Here is a 21394-nt window from a genome sequence, read left to right as displayed (position 1 = left end):
CCGCCGAAAGGACACACCGATGATCACGACAGTCGCAGATCCGCGCCATTTTGACCTTGCCCGGAGGTTGGTCGCGATCCTGAGCGCGATTAGCCGCGAGACGGCGCAGGCGCACGTCGTTGACCTCGACCCATCGGCGGTGTCCGAGATCTCTGGTCTGTCGTACGACGCCCTAGTGGCCTGCCAAAGGTTGCAGCTGTTGACCGGCCTGCCGACGCCGTTCCCACAGGAGCCCGAGTTCAGCCGCATGACTGAACTCGAACCTTCGGCCCTGGAGCTTTTCGACTTGATGAGCGCGGAACTTGATCCAGATGTTCAGATCTTGCTCGCGAGCATTGCTCGGGTTTTGGCGGGGACTCGGCGATATGTCCAGCTCGCTTGATCACCTCAGGGTCGCTCAGGCCCACATGCTGCGCGCTCGTAGCTCGACTGGGTTGAATGCCGGCGAACTGGTTCGCGGGTGGTCCTTGATCGCTAGAGCTGCTCGCGCCGCTCACGACCGGTTGCCGGTTGGCGATCCGAATAGGACGGTGCAACGTATCGAAGCCATGTCGAGCTCAATCACGTCTCCGGGCCAGAACCAAGCGTGGCCCGGAGACGGCCGGCGAAGTGAGGCACTTGCACCGGTTCATGGCGACTTAGTTGCGGCCGCAAGGGCTACGCCTCCGGCGGCTGCTGCCGATGTGGAGATCGCGCACCGGATGCTTATCGCCGTGCTCTGGGTCGGCGCTGAGCTGGTCGCTGAACGGGCTCGCGACCACGGCTACGATCTGGAGTTCGACAGGAACCCGGACAGTGAACCGGAGCGGGCTTCGGTGCGCGACGTTTTCCAGCGCATGAAGGCCATCGAAACGCTTGCCATGACTGGCGTGTTTCGTCCGGACGTGCCGCTGGGGTCTCCGTCCGCTGACCTTGGTGCCGCGCTGGGTCGTTGGGATGTGATCGCTCATCGAGCGTTGCTGGCACACGGATCTACTGTCGTGCTGCATCACGTCGCGAGTTTGGAGGTCGCCACGTTCGATGCCTTCCGCGCTGCAACAACGCGAGCACACGTTCTCGGCGTGATCGACTCGCTGACTGCCGAGAGGATCGATCCCGCGATCGCCGGCGCCGCGTCGGCATGGCGTGACGTCGAGAACATCGCGAGCCAGTTCAGCTTCGGCCACTCCTCGCCCGACCGGGACATCATGGGCGCCGGCGAGGAAGTCCGATCACGCTTTTCCGGGATCGCATCCTTGACCTGCCGAGCCGAGGACGTGGATGTTCTCGGCACCTTCACCTCGCACTTGGCTACGTCTATGGGACTGGCCGCTGCAGCGCGGGACCTGGTGGACGAACGCGAACTGCTCGCGCCAGCACGCGCCATCAACCGTCTGCTCCGCGAACAGAACCCTCGCCCGGATCACCTGGGATCCATCGTGTCCGCAGCGGACTTGCACCAGGGACGAGTTATACCGCTCCCGGCAGAAGCGCGACAGGCCGTGCGCGGGCCCCTCGACCTCGCCTTCGCGGCTTCAGCGGAGGCTGTCCGACGCTCCGCTGCCTTCGACCCGATCTACCGGTCCTCGCTGACTCCAACCAGCGAGCCCGGCAGGACACTCAGCAGATCGCCGGAGGTCGCGCCCACTCAGAGGTCCGTTGCCCGAGCGCCGAGTCCGTGATTGATTCGTTCATCGCCGGGAAGCTCGCCGCTACCGCTCGCTCATCGAATCCCGTGATCTCGTTCCGCGCCGCCAATGCACACACAAGAATCCCCCCGCCGAAGCGAGGGGATTCTGGAGTGTTTGCGTCGGTCCAAGCCCGGCGCTCGCTGTTTAGGACGATACCGTCATGCTCGTGACCAGTCAAAGCGCATTGTCGACATTGCTTGGTCCCGCACGGCTACAGACATACCTTCGGGCGGGCGCGAACGATGAGGAACGCGCCTTGGAGTTGTACCTCTGGGCGACGGAGTTGGCGGGCGCTCTCCATGCTCAGATTTCATTCGTGGAGATCGCGGTTCGTAACGCTGTGGATCCTCAGCTATCGGCCTGGAACTCGGCCGAGGGCTACTCGCCTGAATGGACCGCCGATCGCGCAGCGGCGCCGGTGCTTTACAAACTTCTCGGGACTCCGCTCGCTCAGGCAAGAGATCGGGCGACACGAGAAGCTCGCGAGAGGCCGTCCGGGCATCCGAGACACGCGAAAGGTGCCGTGCATGACGACGTCCTCGTCCAACTGATGTTCGGGACGTGGGTCAAGATCATTCGCCCGTTCACCCTGTTCGAATCCGACGCAAGGCAGCGACACCTCTGGGCCAACGCGATTTCCAAGGCGTTCCCATACGCCGACTCGAGCGACGCAGGTCGCGTCGCGATAGGCGAGCAACTGGAGACGCTTCGCAAACTGCGCAACCGGGTCGCTCACCACGACAGTCTCTTGGCAGTCAACGTGCGGCACCGACTCAACGACATCCTCTCGCTGGTGGCGAAAATCGACCCAGCTCTGCCGCCGCTGGTCGCAGCGCGCACCCCACTTCGACGACTGGCACGCGAAGATCCTCGACTTCAGTGGTGACACATCAGGCGGAAGTTTCGCGGGGAAGCGAACAACCGTCGCCGTGGCAGCCGGCTCTCTGCAGGCCGCGAGCCCTGGACCGATCAGCTCGGCACATACCTTTCATGGACCGTGGCCCCACCCCCGCAATGTCAAGCATGTCGCCGGCCGCGTCGAAGCGTCGGTAGGTCGGTCGTGCAACCTCAGGTCGCCGAAAAGGCACGTGACGCCGTCACGACCGGGCAGCGGTTGGGCGTCTGCGTGAGCAGGACAACCGGGACGATGACCACTGCGCCGCGCCTCGGAGGCCTGACGATGAAACGGGTCGGATTGCTAGGAGCAGACAATGGCCGCGAATGACATCAACTCAGTCCCCGAGGAAGATGAGCTGCTCAGCATCAGCGAGGCGGCAGCGATTGTGCGGGCACCCGTTGCAACGTTGCGCTACTGGCGGCATCAAGGCGTCGGTCCTCAAGGCTTTCGCGTGGGACGGGCGGTGCGCTACTGGCGACGTGACGTGATCCGCTGGTTGCAGGAGCAGTCTGTCCACAGCGGCTCAGGTGGGGCTTGATGCGTGGCTTTGAGCCCTCGAGACTTCTGTGAGGAGGTTGACACATGGCGAGCATCGAGAAGCGCAGCCGCGACGGCAAGCATGTCTGGCGCGTGCACTACCGGACGCCGGCCGGTAAGCAACGCAACAAGACCTTCCAGCGAAAGGTCGATGCAGACCGCTTTCTCGTGACGGTCGAGAACTCCAAGATGACGGGCGGCTTCGTTGACCCAACCTTGGCGCGCGTGACCATAGGCGACTGGTCCGCCACATGGCTTGCCGCTCAGACTCACATCAAGCTGACAACGCTCAACCGGTATGAGGGCGTCCTCCGTAAGCATGTCCTACCGACATGGAGTCACGTCACGCTCGATTCGGTGTCACACAGTGACGTCCAGTCGTGGGTGACCGGGCTGACGGGGATGCAGTCGCCCGCGTCAGTTCGCAAGATCCACCGCGTGCTCTCGCTCATGCTCGACATGGCCGTCAAGGATGGCCGGCTCAGTCGAAACTCTGCCGCCGGCGTGAACCTTCCCAGGCTGTTGCGACATGAGCACCGGTATCTAACTCATGCACAGGTCGATGCCCTCGCGAACGCGTGCGCTCTGCCGGCCGAGGTCAGCAAGTACAGATCGGCTGAGGAACAGACGATGGAGCTCTACCGACTCGTGATCCTGTTCCTCGCGTACACGGGCGTACGGTTCGGCGAGATGGCCGCGCTTCGGGTCGTGCGGCTCGACCTGGGCACGCGGCGCGCCATGATCGCGGAGTCGGTAACGCCCGTGCAAGGCCACGGGATGGTGTGGGGCACCCCGAAGTCCCATCAACGTCGTGCCGTCCCTATCCCGCGGTTCTTGATAGAGGACCTGCGGACGCACGTTGACGGCAAGGCCGCCGAGGACCTCGTCTTCGGGGGGATCCGCGGCGGTGAAGCAATGCGCGTGTCCACGTTTCGTCGACCGTTCAAGGTAGCTGCTGCCGAGATCGGCGTGCCGGACCTTCATCCGCACGAGCTGCGACACACAGCGGCGTCCCTTGCGATCGCGTCCGGCGCTGACGTGAAGGTGGTCCAGCAGATGCTTGGGCATGGTTCGGCAACGATGACGCTCGACACCTACGGACACCTCTTCGACAACCGTCTCGATGAGGTTGCCGATGCCCTCGATGCGGCGCGCACAGCGCAGCGGCTCGAAGCTGGCGTTGCCCGTACGTTGCCCAAGTCGGAAACTCTGGACTCGACGAAGATGTCGGATTTGGACAGTCCCGCTGAAACCGCTGGCGATGTGCTGAAGTACCCCGTACGGGATTCGAACCCGCGCTACCGCCTTGAAAGGGCGGCGTCCTAGGCCGCTAAACGAACGGGGCGTGACGCCGGAACAGCATAGCCCTAGCGGATTTGCTCGATTCTCGGCGGTCGGGCCGATCGCGGGCGGCGCCGTGGTGGGATGGCGTCATGACCGTCGACCAGCTGGTGGGCCGCTACCTCGATGCCCTGCGGGCGGCCGACGCAGACGAGGTCGTGTCGCTGTTCGCCGCAGACGGCATGGTCGACTCGCCGCTGTACGGGACGATGCCGGCGGCCGAGTTCTACCCAGCCCTGTTCGCTGACACGGCGCAGTCCGTGCTGACACTGCGCGCCACGATGCTCGGCGGCACCGACGAGCTGCCCGTGATCAGCTTCTGGTTCGACTTCGACTGGACGCTCGCCAACGGGGATCCGGCGCCGTTCACCGTGGTGGACGTCGCCGAGCTCGACGCCGAGGGCCGCATCTCGACCCTGCACATCGTCTACGACACGGCACCGATCCGGGAGGCCTTCGCACGCCAGCACGACTGACTCAGACCGGGGCGGCGGCTTCGACCTTCAGCACGAGCAGCGCGACGTCGTCGTCGATGTCGGGTGGCATGTGACCGATCAGCAGGTCGCACAGCTCCTCGGTGCCGAGGTGCTGCTGACCCTCGAGTGCCTGCTCCAACCAGGCGAGGCCCACGTCGATCGACTGGCCGCGGCGCTCGATCAGGCCGTCGGTGAAGAACACCACCGCAGACCCTGGGGCGAGGGTCTCGACGTGGTCAGCCCGGTCCCAGGCACCGATGCCGACCAGGGGATCGGGGTGGCGATCGAGGATGCGCACCGAGCCGTCCGGCTCGATCACGGCGGGCGGCGGGTGCCCGGCATTGGACCAGCGCAGCGTCGCCGCTCTGAAGTGGGCGTCGTCGATCAGCTGGACCCGGGCGACGATGCTCGTGGCGAAGATCTCGATCCCGAGACTCTGCACCGCTCGCTCCGCCGCCGACAGGATCTCGGCGGGTGAGCCGTCGGCCGTCACGGCCACGCCGCGGAGCAGGTTGCGCAGCTGGGCCATGCCCGCAGCGGCATCGCGGTCGTGCCCCGTGACGTCCCCGATCACGAGGCACAGGTCGTCGCTCGGCAGGCAGAACGCGTCGTACCAGTCGCCGCCGACCTGCGCCTCCTCCGCAGCCGGCAAGTACCGAACGGCCACGGCCAGCCCGTCGGGCTGGGCCGGCCTGCTGAGGAGGCTGCGTTGCAGCGTCTCGCTGAGACGGCGCTCCTGGTCGACGTGGTCGCGCTCCTCTGCCTCGGCACGAGCCCGGCCGAAAGCGCGGCCGACGACGGATCCGGCGAGGCGGACGAAGTCGATGAGGTCGTCGTCGAGGAGGACGCGCGGGTTCAGCTCCATCACCAAGGTCGACGCCGCGAGGTCCTCGCCGTCGGCCTCCAGGGCCGCCCAGATGATCTCGCGCCCGTCCGTCGAGGTGTCGGTGACGACCTCGCCGGCGTAGATCGGGCGAGGCGGTTCCCAGTGCGACTCGCCGGACCAGTCGACGCTGCTGGAGTCGGACAGCTGCAGCTCGACGTCGATCACGTCGTCGTCGTACACGCGGAACACCCGCAGGGCGCGCCGCTTGACCTCGTCGAGCGTCGTGGCGCCGGCCAGCGACTCGGCCAGCCGGGCCAGGACCTCGAGTCGCCGCCGCCCCAGGACGGCGCGCGTGGTCTCGACCACGACGTCGAGCACTCCTTCGACCCGCCCGTCCTCGCCCCGGACCGCCGAGTACGCGAACGTGAAGAAGCAGTCCTCGAGGAAGCCGTTCCGCTCGAGCGGGACGAGCCCGTTCTCGAGCAGCTGGCCCTGGCCGGTCGTGGCGACCTCCTGCATCATCGGTCCGATCTGGTTCCAGACCTCGCCGAAGATCTCCTGCGAGGGAGCCCCCAGGGCCACCGGGTGCTTCCCGCCGATGATCTCGATGTACGCGTCGTTGTAGACGAGGACGAACTCCGGGCCCCAGAGCAACGTCATGGGGAACGGGCTGTGCAGCATCATGTCGACGACGCCCCGCAGGGCAGGGCTCCACGACTCGACGGGCCCGAGGCTCGTGGAGCGCCAGTCCACGGCGTCGAGCACCTCGCGCAGCTCGGGGCTGGCGGCCGCGAAGACGTCCCTGGTCACGCTCGGATTCTAGTGAGGCAAGGTCCGGCTGGCAGGATGATGGTGTGATCGAGGTCGACGAGGACCGCTTCGTGGAGCTGGCCGAGGCGGCGCTGGCATCGCTGCCGCCGCAGCTCGCCGGCCTGCTCGACAACGTCGTGCTGTTCGTCGAGGACGACGCGCCCGAGGACGACCCCGATCTGCTCGGGCTCTACGACGGGGTGGCACTCACCGATCGCGACACCACGTACGGCGGGGTGCTCCCAGACCGCATCATGATCTTCCGCCGGCCCACCCTGGCGATCTGCGAGACCGAGCAGGACGTCGTCGAGGAGGTCCACATCACCGTGGTGCACGAGATCGCGCACCACTTCGGCATCGACGACGCCCGACTCCATGACCTCGGCTATGCCTGATCTTTCTGGGCCTGACGTCTCCGGGCGTGAGCTGCGCCGGGCCGATCAGCGGTACCTCACGGTCGGCGCCGGCACCTCCACCCGGCACTCGTTCAGCTACGGGGCGCACTACGACCCCGACAACGTCGGCTTCGGTGCGCTGGTGGCCATCAACACCGAGTCCGTCGCGCCGGGGGCCGGGTACGACGAGCATCGCCACTCGGACGTGGAGATCGTCACGTGGGTGCTGGCAGGTGCCCTCGAGCACCGTGACTCGACGGGCGCCGGCGGCGTCATCCGTCCCGGGACCGCCCAGCGGCTCAGCGCGGGCGAGGGGGCGAAGCACGCGGAGCGCAACGCCTCGACCACCGAGCCCCTGGTGTTCGTGCAGACGATGCTGCGCTCACGGCACGAGGCCGCCCCGGAGTACGCCTCGCTCGAGGTCCCCGACGGGCCGGGCCGGCACGAGGGGGTCACGGTCCACGCCGATGCCCGGCTGGAGGTCGTGCGCCCCGTCGCACCGGTCGACATCGAGATCGTGAGCCGGTTGCTGGTCCACGTCACGCGGGGGAGCGTGAGCGTCGACGGCGACGTCCTCGCGGAGGGCGACGAGCTGCGCTGCCCGGACCCGGGTGGCCGGCTCCGGCTCGTGGGCGACGGCGAGGCACTGATCTGGCACCTGTCCTGACCTACGGGATGGTGATTCTGCCGACAGCGAAAATCGTTGCTGTGCGCAACGGCACTCTGTTGCTCCGCCGAGTCGACGCCCTAGTCTGAGGTCCGTGAAGGGATGGAGCGCGCACCAGGAGTCTTTGGATCGACTGCGCGAGTCCTATGCCGCGATCCCGCCGGGCTCACCGGTGCGGCTCGCCAAGCGCACCTCCAACCTGTTCCGCCCCCGCACGGCCACCACCGCCCCGGGCCTCGACGTGTCCGGACTCGACGGCGTCATCGCGATCGATCCCGACGCCGCCACCGCCGACGTCCAGGGCATGTGCACCTACGAGGACCTCGTGGCGGCCACCCTCCCGCACGGGCTCATGCCGTTCGTCGTGCCGCAGCTGCGCACCATCACGCTCGGGGGTGCCGTCACGGGCCTCGGCATCGAGTCCACGTCGCTCCGCAACGGCCTGCCGCACGAGTCGGTCCTCGAGATGGACGTCCTGACGGGGTCAGGTGAGATCCTCACGGTCACCCCGGACGGCGAGCACGCCGATCTCTTCACGGCGTTCCCGAACTCCTACGGCAGCCTCGGGTACGCCACCCGCCTGCGCATCCGCCTCGAGCGGGTGCCCGAGCGCGTCTCGCTGCGCCACGTGCGCTTCGACTCCGCCGACGACGCGGTCAAGGCCATCCACGAGATCGGCCAGACCGGCGAGCACGACGGCCGCCAGGTCGATGGCGTCGACGGCACCGCGTTCACGCCCGACGAGATCTACCTGACCCTCGCCGAGCTCACCGACGCCCCGATCGACGTCAGCGACTACACGCGTCAGCAGATCTACTACCGCTCCGTCCAGGAGCTCGAGACCGACGGGCTCACGGTCCACGACTACCTCTGGCGCTGGGACACCGACTGGTTCTGGTGCTCCGGCGCGTTCGGCGCCCAGACCCCCTGGGTCCGTCGCCTCTGGCCGCGCCGGTGGCGCCGCAGCGACGTCTACCACCGCCTCGTGGGCCTCGACACCAAGCTCGGCATCATCGAGAAGCTCGACAAGATCAAGAAGGTGCCCGGCCGCGAACGCGTGATCCAGGACATCGAGGTGCCGCTCGAGGCGCTGCCGGAGTTCCTCGCGTGGTTCGACGCCGAGGTGGGCATGCGGCCCGTGTGGCTCTGCCCCCTGCGCACCACGCGCGAGTGGTCGTCCTACCCGCTCGAGACCGGGGCGATCTACGTCAACGTCGGCTTCTGGGGCACCGTCGAGGTGCCGGCCGACGCCGCGCCGGGCAGCGTCAACCGGGCCGTCGAGTCCAAGGTGCACGAGCTCGGCGGTCACAAGTCCCTCTACTCGGAGGCCTTCTACGACGAGGCGACGTTCGCGGACCTCTACGGCACGGCGGCGATCGACTCCCTGCGCGAGCGCTACGACCCCGACGCTCGACTGACCAACCTGTACGACAAGGCGGTGCGGAACTCATGACGATCTCGACAGCGCTCGAGAAGCTGATGCGACACGGGATGCCGTTCCGTTTCGAGGCCTACGACGGCAGCGCGGCGGGCGACATCGACTCGACCTACACCGTGCGGCTGCTCAACGAGCGCGGACTGCGCTACCTGATGTCGCACCCCGGCGACCTCGGGTTCGCCCGCGCCTACGTGGCCGGCGACCTGGAGATCGACGGCATCCACCCCGGCGACCCGTACGAGCTCATGCAGCACTTCCGCAGCCGGCTCACCTTCAAGCTCCCGCCGCCGGGCGAGCTCCTCACGGTGCTGCGCAGCCTCGGGCTGGCCAACCTCATCGCGCCCACCCCGCCGCCGGAGGAACACCTCTCGCGGGCCCGCCGCGCCTTCGAGGGCTGGCGACACAGCCGGCAGCGCGACGCCGAGGCGATCCACCACCACTACGACGTCTCCAACCGTTTCTACGAGCTCGTCCTCGGTCCCTCGATGGCGTACACGTGCGCGGTCTACCCCGAGCTCGAAGCCACGCTCGAGCAGGCGCAGACCGAGAAGTTCGACCTCATCTGCCGCAAGCTCGACCTCAAGCCGGGCCAGCGCCTGCTCGACCTCGGCTGTGGCTGGGGCGGCATGGTGCGCCACGCCGCCGAGCACTACGGCGTCCACGCGCTGGGGGTCACCCTGTCGGAGCAGCAGGCGGTCTGGGCGCAGCAGGCCATCAAGGAGCAGCGCCTCGACGACCGCGCCGAGGTGCGTTTCCTCGACTACCGCGACGTCACCGAGCGCGACTTCGACGCGGTCAGCTCGATCGGCCTCACCGAGCACATCGGCGTCCGGAACTACGGCTCGTACTTCGCCTTCATCGAGGACCGGCTCAAGCCCGGCGGGCGACTGCTCAACCACTGCATCACCCGCGACAACAACACCTCGCCGGCCAGCGCGGGAGCCTTCATCGACCGCTACGTGTTCCCCGACGGCGAGCTCACGGGTGTGGGGCGCATCGTCTCGGCGGCCCACGACGCCGGTCTCGAGGTGCGTCACAGCGAGAACATCCGCGAGCACTACGCCATGACGCTGCGTGACTGGAACCGCAACCTCGTCGAGAACTGGGACGAGGTGCTGGGCGAGGTCTCGCTCGGCACCGCCAAGGTGTGGGGCCTCTACATGGCCGGCTCGCGGCTGGCGTTCGAGGAGGACGAGATCGAGCTGCACCACGTCCTGGCCGGCAAGCCCCACGCGGACGGCACGAGCTCGTTCCCGCTGCGCCCCAGTTGGTGAGGCGCGCGGTTCGTACCTCGTCGCATCCGCGGTTCGTTCCTCACCGCGGCCGGGCTTCGCCCGGGCGCCCTGCCTCGCTTCGCTCGGCCCGTGGTCACCACCGGTGGTTGAGGTGTGAGCGCCCGCCAGGGCGCGAGCCTCGAAACCTTGGTCAGCTGATCGCAGCCGTCAGCACGGACCAGCGGCCACTGACCGTCAGAGGGTTTCGAGGCTCGTCGCCGAGGGCTCCTCACACCTCAACCAGCGGCGATCTGACTAGTCCAGGTCGATGACGACGGGGGCGTGGTCGCTGGCGCCCTTGCCCTTGCGCTCCTCGCGATCGATCCAGGCGCCGCTGACCCGCGCGGCGAGGGCGGGTGAGCAGAGCGAGAAGTCGATCCGCATGCCCTGACGCTTCGGGAAGCGCAGCTGCTGGTAGTCCCAGAACGTGTAGACGCCGGGGCCCGGCGTGTGTGGGCGGACGACGTCGCTGAAGCCCGCCTCGAGCATCGCGCGGAACGCGGCTCGCTCGGGCTCCGAGACGTGGGTGCTGTTCTCGAAGACGGCCATGTCCCACACGTCGTCGTCCTCGGGGGCGATGTTCCAGTCGCCGGTCAGCGCGATCTGCGCCTGCGGGTCGGCGGCCAGCCAGTCCTGGCCGGCGGTGCGGAGCCGCTCAAGCCATGCCAGCTTGTAGGTGTAGTGCTCGTGGTCGAGGTCGCGACCGTTCGGCACGTAGAGGCTCCACACCTGCACGCCGCCGCACGTCGCGCCCACCGCCCGCGGCTCGAGCACGTCGGCGAACTGGGGCTGGTCGTCGGCGAACTGCCGTTGCACGTCCTCGAGGCCCACGCGCGAGATCAGCGCGACGCCGTTCCACTGGTTCAGGCCGACGTGCGTGTACTCGTACCCCAGCGCGCTGAGCTCGAGCCCGGGGAACTGGTCCTCGCGGCACTTGGTCTCCTGGATCGCGAGCACGTCGACGTCGTGGCGCTCCAGGAAGGCGACCACGCGGTCGATGCGGCTGCGGATGGAGTTGACGTTCCAGGTGGCGATGCGCACGACCCGAACCTAACCGAGGGCGACGAGCGAGACCGCGACGGCCGCGGCACCCAGCCCGATCGCCTGCCCGGGACCGATCCGCTCCTTCAGCACCAGCCACGCGAGCAGCACGGTCGAGGCGGGGTACAGGGCGGCGATGACCGACACGATCGACAGCAGTCCGTCGTGCGTCGCCAGGAGGAAGGTGCCGGTCGCGACGAAGCCCAGCGGGCCCAGGAGGACCCCGCGGCCCGCGGCCCGGGTGCGCGGGACCCACGGCTCCCGCAGCGTCACGGCGATGATCACGACCGCCACGATCGCGGCCGAGTTCGCGACGGCGAGCGGCGCGAAGCCCGCCTCCTCCGGCACCTGGCCGAGCGCCGCGAACAGCACGCCGAAGCCGAGTCCGGCGAGGACCCCGTCGAGGAAGCCCGTGCTCGCGATCTCGAGGGTGCCGGGTTCGTCGACGGGGCGGGCGACGAGCCAGATCGCGGGGAAGGCGCACGCCACCCCGAGCGCCGCCAGGGCCGAGGGTCGGTCGCCCTGACCAAGACCGACGGTGAGTGGCACCAGGGCCGAGCCGACGGCGGAGACCGGCGCGACGACGCCCATGCGTCCGTGGGCCAGGCCGCGGTAGAGGAACACGATGCCGAAGCCCGAGCCGAGCCCCGCCACGGCGCCGAGCAGCAGGTCGCGAGCGGTCGGGTCGCCGGCGATGAACAGCACCGAGACCCAGGTGATGAGGGCGGCGGACGTCTGACCGCAGACCGAGATCTGCCACGCGCTCGCCCGGCGCGAGAAGAGTCCCCCGAGGAAGTCGCTGATGCCGTAGGTCAGCGCCGAGACCAGCGCCAGGATCACCGCCACGGCGTGAACCTACTCCACCCGCGCTCGGTGGGTGCGGCTCCGTAGTCTGGATGCGTGGATGAGCGCATGAGCGGGCGCACGAGTGGGCGCAGACGCGGCTGGGGCCGTCGCACCAACGAGGCAGCGAGCCGTGCCACGGCGCGCGTCGACGACGGCACCGGACGGGCGGCCACGCGTGCCGCCGACCTGCTGGTCGTCGCGGTCCGACTGCTGCGCATCCCCACCGCCGTGCTGCTCGCGGTCCCCTTGCCCTTCATCGCGGTCACGGCCGTGGTGGCCGCCACCTCCGAGGGCGCCTTCCGGGTCGTGGGGCTCGTCGTGGCGGCTCTCCTGGCCCTGGTGTCGGCAGGATTCGCGTGGCGCCGGCGCCAGATCGTCCGCGCCGTCGACGACCCGGTGGCCCTGGCCACCGAGCTCGCCCTCATGGTCGAGATGAGTGGCCGGGCCGACGAGACCCGGGGCATCCTCGAGCAGATCGCGGGCGGCGGCGGTTCGCGGGTCTTCTCGCGGCTCCGCGGGGCCTGGCGCGGCGTCGCGATGCCGGCCCGCTGGATCCAGGGCGTCGAGGACCTGCGCCGGGCCCGCAACTTCGCGCCGCCCCGGATCGGCTGGACCATCTCGCTCTCGATCGCGGCCCTGTGGCTGGTGCCGATCTCGATCGTCGTCGCCCTGTTCGCGCTGGTCGGGGGCCTGGCCGGCTCCCTGTGACGCCGTATGACATCCGAGGTGTCACATCCGGTGACAGCAGGTCGCCGCGGACCTAGGCTGGCCGCCATGGACCTCCGCCAGCTCGCCTTCCTGCCCCTGCGGGTCACGGTGGCCGCCACGCAGACCACGCTCGCGCTGGGCCACTTCGTCTCGCCGCAGGGGCCTCTGCTGCGCGAGGGCGGATACGCGGCCCAGCTGTCGAGGATCATCGCCGACGACGGCCTGCTCAACCAGCTCAACCGCCTGCTCGAGGACGAGCACGGCCCCATCGGCCTGGCGTACACGCTGGCCGAGCTGACGGCGGAGGACCGGCCGATCGGCAAGGCACTCGCCCGCGACGGCCTGCTCGACCGGATGGCCTCGGAGGAGGGCCCGTTCATCCGCCTGCTCGAGGCCGGTGGCCCCCTCGACCGTGCCTTGGCCGAGGACGGGGCTCTGTACCGGTTCCTCGAGCCGGGAGGACCGCTCGATCGGCTGCTCGCCCCGGGTGGCCCGCTGGAGCGCATCGTCGAGCACGACGGCGCCCTCGACCGCGTGCTGGCCGAGGGGGGACCTCTCGACCGCATCCTGGAGGACGGCGGACTGCTGGAGCAGCTCCTGGCCGAGGAGGGGATCCTCGAGACGCTCCTCAAGCCCGGCGGCACCCTCGACCGCCTCGTCGAGCTCGGCGAGACGTTCGAGGCCCTCGTGCCGCGCGTCGACATGCTCGGTGCCGCGATCCCGACCCTCAACCACGCGGTGTCGGTGCTCAACAGCGCCGTCGAGCCGCTCAGCTCGCTCGCCACCCGGTTCCCCGGCGCGCGCCGCCGTCCTCCGGCGTCTCAGCCGGCGCTCGAGGCGGCCGATCCGGCACCGCAGGACTGAATCACGACCCGTGGTCGGCCCGCCGGCCGTCGCCGTGGGCGGCGATGGGGGTCACCGGGACGGAGGTGACGTCCCGGACCAGGGGCTCCAGGTCCTCGACGTGCTGCCCGAACCGCTCGGTCGCGGCCCAGGCGTCCTTGGCCAGCTCCGAACGGAAGCGGGTGACGACGATCAGGCTGGTGTCGTCGTGCGAGCGGTAGACCTCGTTGCCGAGCCAGCCGTGAGCGCTGGCCGCCGCGCTCATGTCCTGCATCTCGGCGACCTGGAAGGCAGCCAGGGCGTCGAGCCCGCCGTCGACGGCGGTGAAGGTGTTGATCAGGACGAGCGGGCCCTGGCTCTGGTGATCGTTCATGGACGGTCCTCTCTCGGTCGGTGCCGCGGCTGGAAGGCCGCGGTCAGGTCGTGAAGGGGCGGTGGATGCGGGCGTCGGTGAGCACGCCGGCCCACCAGTCCAGCTCGGCCAGGGCGCCCCGCAGCGCCTGGGCCGTGGAGTCGTCCGGCACGTACTGGTCGGCGTCGTCGAAGGCGTTCCACGGGACGGCCAGTCCGAGGCAGCGGCGGGTGGTCACCATGTGCAGCTCGGCGAAGACCCCGCGCAGGTGCTCGATCGCGGCGTGCCCTCCCTGGACGCCGTAGGCCACGACCGTCGCCGGCTTGAACATCCACTGGCCGTAGTGCCAGTCGATCAGCCGCTTCACGGATGCTGGGTAGGAGTGGTTGTACTCCGGGGTCACGAAGACGAACGCCTCGGCGGCCTCGATGCGGTCGGCCACCTCGCTCCGGGGTCCACCACCGGGACTGAGGAGGGCGTCGTCGGGCAGGGTGATCTCGGCGAGGTCGATCAGGTCGAGCTCGACGCCCTCGACGGCGTCCAGGGCTGCGACGACCCAGTGGGCGATGGCCGGGCCGATCCGCTCCGCCCGGACGCTGGAGGAGATCACGAGCACCCGTCGGCGGGTGCCGGTCGGGTCCGTGGAGCGGTCACTGCGCGCTGGTGTCGGTGTCGTCATGACCACCACGCTGAGGGTTGAACCAATGTTGAAGTCAAGCCCGATCCGACTTACGGTGAGGACGTGACGATCACCGCCGCACAGCCCACCCCCGCCGGAGCCTCCGCCCCGGCCTCCGAGGGCGAGGTCCTCACCGTCAGCGACGTCGCCGCCGAGTCCGGCGTGGCGCCGTCAGCGGTGCGGTTCTACGAGAAGCACGGCGTGATCAACGCCGTGCGCACGGCCGGCAATCAACGCCGCTTCGACGACTCCGCGGTCTGCCGCATCCGGATCGCCAAGCTCGCGCAACGCGTCGGACTGACCGTGCGCGAGATCGCCGACCTGTTCGCCGCGCTCCCGGCCCATCCCGGCCACGAGGAGTGGGGGCGCGTCGGTGACCAGATCGTCGTCCAGGCCGAGCAGCGCGTCGCCGATCTCAAGGCCCAGCTCGAGGCCATGGGATCGGACTCCACGCTCTGCGAGATCGGCGCGAACCTCGACACCTGAGCGCCGGTGGTGCTCGTGGCGGGTCGCGGCCTGGCTCCCGGGCCGAGGTTCCTGCTGGCTGCGGGTCCGGCCGTGTGCCCCGATACGATGAGGTCGTGACCGACGCTCCCGCGAAGCCTGTCCTGGACCCCTCGGCGAAGGCCGCCCTCGACACCGTCTCCCACGCTGAGTCCACCCCGGAGCGCGAGCTCCCGTGGGCCGAGCTCGGGCTCAAGCCCGACGAGTTCGAGAAGATCGTCGAGATCCTCGGCCGACGCCCCACCGGCGCCGAGCTGGCGATGTACTCGGTCATGTGGAGCGAGCACTGCTCCTACAAGTCCTCCAAGGTGCACCTGAAGAAGTTCGGGGAGCTGCCGCAGGAGACCCCGCTCGGCAAGACCCTGGCCGGCATCGGCGAGAACGCCGGCGTGATCGACATCGGCCAGGGCTACGCGGTCACCTTCAAGGTGGAGTCGCACAACCACCCCAGCTACGTGGAGCCCTACCAGGGCGCGGCCACCGGCGTCGGCGGCATCGTGCGCGACATCCTCGCGATGGGTGCGCGCCCGGTCGCGGTCATGGACCCGCTGCGCTTCGGTCCGCTGAGCGCGCCCGACACGGCCCGCGTCCTGCCCGGCATCGTCGCGGGCGTCGGTGGCTACGGCAACTGCCTCGGCCTGCCCAACATCGGTGGCGAGGTCGTGTTCGACGAGTCCTACCTCGGCAACCCGCTCGTCAACGCCCTCTGCGTCGGGGTGCTGCGCCACGAGGACCTCCACCTCGCCCACGCCACGGGCGTCGGCAACCAGGTCGTGCTCTACGGCGCCCGCACCGGCGGCGACGGCATCGGCGGTGTCTCGGTGCTCGCCTCGGAGACCTTCGAGTCGACCGGCCCGTCGAAGCGCCCCGCGGTCCAGGTCGGCGACCCTTTCATGGAGAAGCTCCTGATCGAGTGCACGCTCGAGCTGTTCGCCGCCGGCGTGGTCGGCGGCATCCAGGACCTCGGTGGTGCCGGCCTGTCCTGCGCCACGAGCGAGCTCGCCTCGGCCGGCGACGGCGGCATGCGTGTCGAGCTCGACACCGTGCCGCTGCGTGACTCGTCGCTCAGCCCCGAGGAGATCCTCATGAGCGAGAGCCAGGAGCGCATGATGGCGGTCGTCGAGCCCGCCAACCTGGACGCGTTCATGGCCATCTGCGCGAAGTGGGACGTCGAGGCCGTCGTCGTCGGCGAGGTCACCGACACCGGCCGGCTCGTCATCGACTGGCACGGCGAGACCGTCGTCGACGTGCCGCCGCGCTCGGTCGCGCACGACGGCCCGACGTACGAGCGCCCTTTCGCCCGCCCGTTCTGGCAGGACATGCTCCAGTCGAAGGGTGCCGAGCAGCTGCCGCGTCCGGCGTCCGGCGACGAGCTGCGCGACCAGCTTGTGCAGGTCCTGGCCTCGGCCAACATCGCCGACAAGTCGTGGGTCACCGACCAGTACGACCGCTACGTGCAGGGCAACACCGTGTCGTCACAGCCCGACGACGCCGGCGTCATCCGCATCGACCCGGAGTCGAACCTCGGCGTGGCCGTCTCCACGGACTGCAACGGCCGCTTCGCCAAGCTCGACCCGTACGTCGGTGCGCAGCTGGCCCTCGCCGAGTCGTTCCGCAACATCTCGGTCGCCGGCGCGCTGCCGCTCGCGGTCACGGACTGCCTGAACTTCGGCTCGCCGGAGGACCCCGACGTCATGTGGCAGTTCGAGCAGGCCACGCACGGCCTGAAGGACGCGTGCGCCGAGCTCGGCATCCCGGTCACCGGCGGCAACGTGTCGTTCTACAACCAGACCGGCGAGACCGCGATCCTGCCGACCCCGGTCGTGGGCGTCCTCGGTGTTGTCGACGACGTCACGAAGCGCGTCCGCCACGGCTTCGCCGCCGAGGGCGAGCACGTGCTGCTGCTCGGCTCGACCCAGGAGGAGCTCTCCGGTGGCACGTGGGCCGATGTGGTCCACGGTCACCTCGGCGGCCTGCCGCCGCGGGTCGACCTGCCGGCCGAGCAGGCGCTCGGCGCCCTCGCGCGCGAGGCGATCGCCGCCGGCCTCCTGACCTCCAGCCACGACCTCTCCGACGGCGGCCTGGCCGTCGCTCTCGCCGAGTCGACCTTCCGCCACGGCGTCGGCGTCACGGTCGCGCTCGACGACCCGTTCCTCGACCTGTTCAGCGAGTCCTCGGCCCGCGCGATCGTCACGGTGGCCGAGGCCGACCACGACGCCTTCGTCGCCCTCGCCGAGAAGCACGGTGTCGAGCTCGCGTCGATCGGTCGCACCGGTGGCCCCGACCTCGTGGTCGAGGGTCAGTTCAGCGTGCCGGTGGCGGAGCTCAAGCACGGCTGGCAGGCCACCCTGCCGTCCGTCCTCGGCCACATCCTCGACTGAGGGCCCGCCGCGGCCCGCTAGGGTCGTCGGATGGACAGCACCGTGGAGCCCAGGGGTCGCTTCGACTCCACCGTGCGTCAGCTCGACATCGCCGCGAAGGCGATCCTCGTTCTTCTGCTGTTCGCGGCGCTGGTCGACCCGAACATGGGCAACATGCAGGACAAGGCGGCCTGGTGGCGCGCGATCAGCTACCCGGCCCTCGCCTTCACCGTGCCGCTGCTGTGGGCGCTGTACTGGCGCGAACGCATGTCGTTCCCCTGGCTCGCGGACCTGTGCATCACGATCCCGTGCTTCTCGGACATCCTGGGCAACCGGCTCGACCTGTACGACCGGATCTGGTGGTTCGACGACTGGATGCACTTCGTCAACACGGGTCTGCTCGTGGTCGCCGTGCTGCTGCTGACGCTCCCGCGCACGGCCTCCCGTGCGGCCGTGGTGGAACGGTCGCTCGCGGTCGGCGCCAGTGCGGCGCTCCTGTGGGAGGTCGCCGAGTACTTCGCCTTCCTGCACCGGTGGGACGCGCTGCCGGAGCGGCTCTACGAGGACACGCTGGGCGACCTCGCGCTCGGCACCAGCGGCTCGGTCGTGGGCGGTCTGCTGCTCCACCGAGCATGGCGGCGGGGTCGACTCGCTGCTGAGGAGCCGCCGGTCGTGCTGCCCCGCACGCAGGGCTGACCCCGGTCGCGCAGTCGTGCCGGACGGCGTGGTCGACATCCCCGTCGCGCCGGCCCGACCTGCGTCCGCAGCTCGGCGCGCGCCGAGCTGCGCTGACGGGACGGCCGGCGGGCCGAGGTGTGGTGTCGTCATGTCGACAATTTCTCGTAGGCCGCGGCCGGCGTCCACGACGTTCATCCTGGGGAAATGTCGTGCGGTCTGCGAGTGGGGCAAAGACGCGTAGCCTGAAGCAGTACGCAGGCCGCGCGGAGGACGACCGGGCTCGGTGTCGCACACCACTCCAGTCCCAAGGGGACGCCCGATGGAATCCATCACCCGCACGATCGACCAGCAACCACCGACCCCCACGGCGAAAGCCGGCGGCTACGTCAGCCACTTCACCGACCTGATGCAGGAGGTGAAGGCCGCCGGGCTCCTCGAGCGGCGCCGCGGCTACTACGTGTGGCAGATCGGCGTCCACGTCGCCGCGTTCATCGGGATCTGGGTCGGCTTCTTCCTGCTCGGCAACTCCTGGTTCCAGCTGATCCTGGCCGCACTGCTCGGCGTCATCGTGACGCAGTTCGGCTTCCTGGGCCATGACGCGGCCCATCGCCAGATCTTCAGCTCGCCCGCGCGCAACGCGTGGACCGCGCGGATCCTGGCCGGCGCCTTCGCGGGCCTGAGCTTCGCGTGGTGGCGGGCGAAGCACAACATGCACCACCGTGGCCCGAACCTCGAGGGCTACGACCCCGACATCGGCCCCGGCGCGATCGCCTTCACGCCAGGCATCGTCGCCCAGCGCACGACGGGCTTCGCCGGGTGGTTCGTGAAGCGTCAGGGATGGCTGTTCTTCCCGCTGCTCACGCTCGAGGGACTCAACCTGCACGCCGAGAGCATTCGCGCCGCGCGTGACAAGACCTCGAAGCAGCCGTGGCGGCGCACCGAGCTCGCACTGGTCGTCGGGCGTCTCTCGATCTACGTCGTGGTGCTGCTGGCGTTCCTGCCGCTCGGCAAGGCAGTGGCGTTCTTCGCGCTCCAGATGGCCGTGTTCGGCTTCTGCCTCGGGGCCTCGTTCGCGCCGGCCCACAAGGGCATGCCGATCATCCCGCCGGAGATGAAGCTCGACTTCCTGCGGCGCCAGGTCATGGTCTCGCGCAACGTCCGCGGCAACCCCGTCACCGACTGGGCCATGGGCGGCCTGAACTACCAGATCGAGCACCACCTGTTCCCGAGCATGCCGCGCTGCAACCTCAAGAAGGCGCAGCCGCTGGTCCGGGCCCACTGCGAGAAGGAGGGCATCGACTACATGGAGGTCGGGCTCTTCCACTCCTACGCCATCGTGGTCGACTACCTGAACAACGTGGGCCTGCGCGCCCGCGATCCGTTCGACTGCCCCCTCGCCGCCCAGCTGCGCGGGTAACAGCGAGGACCCACCAATCTCGGGGAAGCTCAGCGGGTCGTGAGCGACTCCAGCTCCGTGACGGGGACGTAGCGCTGGGAGATGCCGGGACGGGTCCAGGCGAAGCCCTCCGGGGGCTCGTCGCCCACCGCGACCAGGCCGACGCGCTCGGTCTCGCCGGCCGGGAATGCCGCGGCGTACTCGTGGCCCTCGAACGTGGCCCACGGGCCGAGGGGCTCGACCGGCGCGAGGTAGCCACGGCCGTTGCGCCAGCCGTACGCCGGGCCGTCGAAGTAGGTCAGCACCCGCCGGGAGCCGTCGGCGTCGACGCGCCACAGGCAGCTGCCGTTCGGCACGCGGGTGCGCTCGACGGAGGCGACATCACCCTCGACCTGCAGGGTCATGAGCGGGTGCGGGGCGACCGTGACGAGGTCGACGAACGCCCGAGGAGTGGGGTCATCGACCCCGGCGAGCGCCCGGAGGTCGTCGGGACGCAGGCCCCCGATCCTCGCGGCGTCGAGCAGCACTCCCTCGAGCGTGTCGAACCCGTCCTGCAGGATCGCGGTGGTCGTGGCGGCGGTCAGCACCGCGACCCAACCGCCGGAGCGCGGGTCGTGGACCTCGGTGGGGTTGGGCACGGCGGTGTCCTCAGGCGATCAGGGGACGAGCAGGACCTTGCCGGTCGCCCGGCGCTCGTCGATCTCGAGCAGGGCGTCGGTCACGCCGTCGAGCGGACGCGAGGACGAGATGACGGGGTCCAGCGCACCCGAGGCGAGGTGCGGCAGCAGGGCGTCCCACTCCATGCGGATGTGCCCCTGGCGGCTGAGCGCGTAGGCGCCCCAGCCGACGCCGACCACGGTCGTGTTGTTCAGCAGGAGGCGGTTGACCTTGACCTCGGGGATGGACCCGCCCGTGAAGCCGATGACCAGCAGGCGGCCGTCCTCCTTCAGGCTCCGCAGCGAGTCGGTGAACCGGTCGCCGCCCACCGGGTCGACCACGAGGTCGACCTTCTCACCGAGCTTGTCGCGGAAGCCGTCGGCCAGCAGGTACTCGTCGGCGCCCGCGGCGACCGCGACCTCGCCCTTGGCGTCGGTCGAGACGACCGCGACGACCCGGCCCGCGCCGAACGCCTTGGCGGTCTGGATCGCCGCCGTGCCGATGCCGCCGGCGGCTCCGTGCACCAGCACCGACTCGCCGGGCTGCAGGTGGCCGCGCTCGATCAGCGCGAAGTAGGCCGTGCCGTAGTTGAAGATCACCGATGCGCCCTTGTCGAACGCGACCGACTCGGGCAGTGGCAGGACGAACTGCTCGTCGACCGCGACCTGCTCGGCGAAGCCGCCGAGGAAGCTCAGCGCCGCGACGCGGTCGCCCGGCGCGAACTCGGAGTCCTCGGGCGCCTCGAGCACGAGACCGGCGACCTCCGAGCCCGGCACGAAGGGGAGGTCGGGCTTGAACTGGTACTGGCCACGGGTCTGGAGCACGTCGGGGAACGCCACGCCTGCAGCCTTCACCTCGATGAGCACCTTGCCGGCGGAGTCGGGAACCTCGACCTCCGCCACGCCGACTGCCTCGGGACCGTCCAGGGATGTGATCTGTACCGCACGCATGCCTTGACCCTAGCGAGCGCCTCGAGCGGCCCGACGGGGGTCCCGGGG

22 protein-coding genes, 1 tRNA gene and 1 pseudogene are annotated in these 21394 nt (G+C 69.5%); 16 read left to right on the top strand and 8 right to left on the bottom strand.

What is annotated here, in order from left to right:
• Positions 1-19 precede the first annotated feature (19 nt).
• The 5 genes and pseudogenes from V6S66_RS14535 to V6S66_RS17045 all read left to right on the top strand — a co-directional run.
• Positions 20-382 (top strand): hypothetical protein, encoded by a 363-nt coding sequence (locus V6S66_RS14535; RefSeq protein ID WP_334207510.1) that lies wholly within the window; start codon positions 20-22, stop codon positions 380-382.
• 301 nt (positions 383-683) lie between these two features.
• The gene (locus V6S66_RS14530) at positions 684-1661 is read left to right on the top strand and encodes a hypothetical protein (RefSeq protein ID WP_334207509.1); all 978 of its coding nucleotides are present in this window, start codon (positions 684-686) and stop codon (positions 1659-1661) included.
• Positions 1662-1830: 169 nt separating this feature from the next.
• Positions 1831-2556, top strand: a complete 726-nt coding sequence (locus tag V6S66_RS14525; protein WP_334207508.1) for an Abi family protein — start codon at positions 1831-1833, stop codon at positions 2554-2556.
• A 325-nt stretch (positions 2557-2881) separates the two neighbouring features.
• Positions 2882-3106, top strand: coding sequence for a helix-turn-helix transcriptional regulator (locus tag V6S66_RS17050; protein WP_442885935.1), 225 nt, complete (start codon positions 2882-2884; stop codon positions 3104-3106).
• A gap of 44 nt (positions 3107-3150) precedes the next feature.
• A pseudogene (locus tag V6S66_RS17045) lies at positions 3151-4161 on the top strand (tyrosine-type recombinase/integrase); the annotation flags it as partial.
• 216 nt (positions 4162-4377) lie between these two features.
• Here V6S66_RS17045 and V6S66_RS14515 read toward each other — a convergent pair.
• Positions 4378-4450 (bottom strand) — tRNA-Glu (locus V6S66_RS14515).
• An 88-nt stretch (positions 4451-4538) separates the two neighbouring features.
• Between V6S66_RS14515 and V6S66_RS14510 the strand changes: the two genes are divergently transcribed.
• The gene (locus V6S66_RS14510; protein ID WP_334207506.1) at positions 4539-4922 is read left to right on the top strand and encodes a nuclear transport factor 2 family protein; all 384 of its coding nucleotides are present in this window, start codon (positions 4539-4541) and stop codon (positions 4920-4922) included.
• 1 nt (position 4923) lies between these two features.
• On the opposite strand, the gene V6S66_RS14505 is transcribed toward V6S66_RS14510, so the two are convergent.
• A complete protein-coding gene (locus V6S66_RS14505) occupies positions 4924-6558 on the bottom strand; it encodes a PP2C family protein-serine/threonine phosphatase (RefSeq protein ID WP_334207505.1) in 1635 nt (544 codons plus the stop codon).
• Between the two features lie 44 nt (positions 6559-6602).
• On the opposite strand from V6S66_RS14505, the gene V6S66_RS14500 reads away from it, so the two are divergent.
• From V6S66_RS14500 to V6S66_RS14485, 4 genes are all read left to right on the top strand, one after another.
• Positions 6603-6953 carry a metallopeptidase family protein gene (locus V6S66_RS14500; RefSeq protein ID WP_334207504.1) on the top strand — a complete coding sequence of 117 codons (351 nt, stop codon included), beginning with the start codon at positions 6603-6605 and terminating at the stop codon, positions 6951-6953.
• A complete protein-coding gene (locus V6S66_RS14495; protein WP_334207503.1) occupies positions 6946-7620 on the top strand; it encodes a pirin family protein in 675 nt (224 codons plus the stop codon). The genes V6S66_RS14500 and V6S66_RS14495 overlap by 8 nt, the downstream gene beginning before the upstream one ends.
• 94 nt (positions 7621-7714) lie before the next feature.
• A complete protein-coding gene (locus V6S66_RS14490) occupies positions 7715-9073 on the top strand; it encodes an FAD-binding oxidoreductase (RefSeq protein ID WP_334207502.1) in 1359 nt (452 codons plus the stop codon).
• Positions 9070-10332, top strand: coding sequence for a class I SAM-dependent methyltransferase (locus V6S66_RS14485; RefSeq protein ID WP_334207501.1), 1263 nt, complete (start codon positions 9070-9072; stop codon positions 10330-10332). The genes V6S66_RS14490 and V6S66_RS14485 overlap by 4 nt, the downstream gene beginning before the upstream one ends.
• Positions 10333-10587: 255 nt before the next feature.
• Here V6S66_RS14485 and V6S66_RS14480 read toward each other — a convergent pair whose 3' ends face one another.
• Both V6S66_RS14480 and V6S66_RS14475 read right to left on the bottom strand, forming a co-directional pair.
• Complete coding sequence (locus V6S66_RS14480; RefSeq protein WP_334207500.1) at positions 10588-11373, bottom strand: exodeoxyribonuclease III; 786 nt, start codon at positions 11371-11373, stop codon at positions 10588-10590.
• A 9-nt stretch (positions 11374-11382) separates the two neighbouring features.
• Positions 11383-12219, bottom strand: coding sequence for a DMT family transporter (locus tag V6S66_RS14475; RefSeq protein ID WP_334207499.1), 837 nt, complete (start codon positions 12217-12219; stop codon positions 11383-11385).
• Between the two features lie 54 nt (positions 12220-12273).
• Here V6S66_RS14475 and V6S66_RS14470 point away from each other — a divergent pair, with 54 nt between their 5' ends.
• Complete coding sequence (locus V6S66_RS14470; protein WP_334207498.1) at positions 12274-12927, top strand: hypothetical protein; 654 nt, start codon at positions 12274-12276, stop codon at positions 12925-12927.
• Between the two features lie 66 nt (positions 12928-12993).
• Positions 12994-13791 (top strand): hypothetical protein, encoded by a 798-nt coding sequence (locus tag V6S66_RS14465; protein ID WP_334207497.1) that lies wholly within the window; start codon positions 12994-12996, stop codon positions 13789-13791.
• Between the two features lies 1 nt (position 13792).
• On the opposite strand, the gene V6S66_RS14460 is transcribed toward V6S66_RS14465, so the two are convergent.
• Positions 13793-14143, bottom strand: coding sequence for a putative quinol monooxygenase (locus tag V6S66_RS14460; RefSeq protein WP_334207496.1), 351 nt, complete (start codon positions 14141-14143; stop codon positions 13793-13795).
• Positions 14144-14186: 43 nt separating this feature from the next.
• Positions 14187-14801, bottom strand: coding sequence for an NADPH-dependent FMN reductase (locus V6S66_RS14455; RefSeq protein WP_334207495.1), 615 nt, complete (start codon positions 14799-14801; stop codon positions 14187-14189).
• Between the two features lie 63 nt (positions 14802-14864).
• Between V6S66_RS14455 and V6S66_RS14450 the strand changes: the two genes are divergently transcribed.
• The 4 genes from V6S66_RS14450 (at position 14865) to V6S66_RS14435 (ending at position 19760) form a co-directional block, all read left to right on the top strand.
• Positions 14865-15287 carry a MerR family transcriptional regulator gene (locus V6S66_RS14450; RefSeq protein WP_334207494.1) on the top strand — a complete coding sequence of 141 codons (423 nt, stop codon included), beginning with the start codon at positions 14865-14867 and terminating at the stop codon, positions 15285-15287.
• A 95-nt stretch (positions 15288-15382) separates the two neighbouring features.
• Entirely contained in the window at positions 15383-17686 is a 2304-nt protein-coding gene (gene purL, locus V6S66_RS14445; RefSeq protein ID WP_334207493.1) for a phosphoribosylformylglycinamidine synthase subunit PurL, read from the top strand.
• Positions 17687-17716: 30 nt separating this feature from the next.
• The gene (locus V6S66_RS14440; protein ID WP_334207492.1) at positions 17717-18361 is read left to right on the top strand and encodes a hypothetical protein; all 645 of its coding nucleotides are present in this window, start codon (positions 17717-17719) and stop codon (positions 18359-18361) included.
• Between the two features lie 301 nt (positions 18362-18662).
• A complete protein-coding gene (locus V6S66_RS14435; RefSeq protein ID WP_334207491.1) occupies positions 18663-19760 on the top strand; it encodes a fatty acid desaturase family protein in 1098 nt (365 codons plus the stop codon).
• Positions 19761-19789: 29 nt separating this feature from the next.
• Here V6S66_RS14435 and V6S66_RS14430 read toward each other — a convergent pair whose 3' ends face one another.
• Entirely contained in the window at positions 19790-20377 is a 588-nt protein-coding gene (locus tag V6S66_RS14430) for a hypothetical protein (protein WP_334207490.1), read from the bottom strand.
• Positions 20378-20395: 18 nt separating this feature from the next.
• Positions 20396-21346, bottom strand: coding sequence for an NADPH:quinone oxidoreductase family protein (locus V6S66_RS14425; protein ID WP_334207489.1), 951 nt, complete (start codon positions 21344-21346; stop codon positions 20396-20398).
• Positions 21347-21394 lie beyond the last annotated feature (48 nt).

The organism is Aeromicrobium sp. Sec7.5 (genome assembly GCF_036867135.1).
GTDB lineage: Bacteria > Actinomycetota > Actinomycetes > Propionibacteriales > Nocardioidaceae > Aeromicrobium.
The sequence above is the reverse complement of the archived record's forward strand: the minus strand, read 5'-3'. Positions and strand labels throughout refer to the sequence as shown.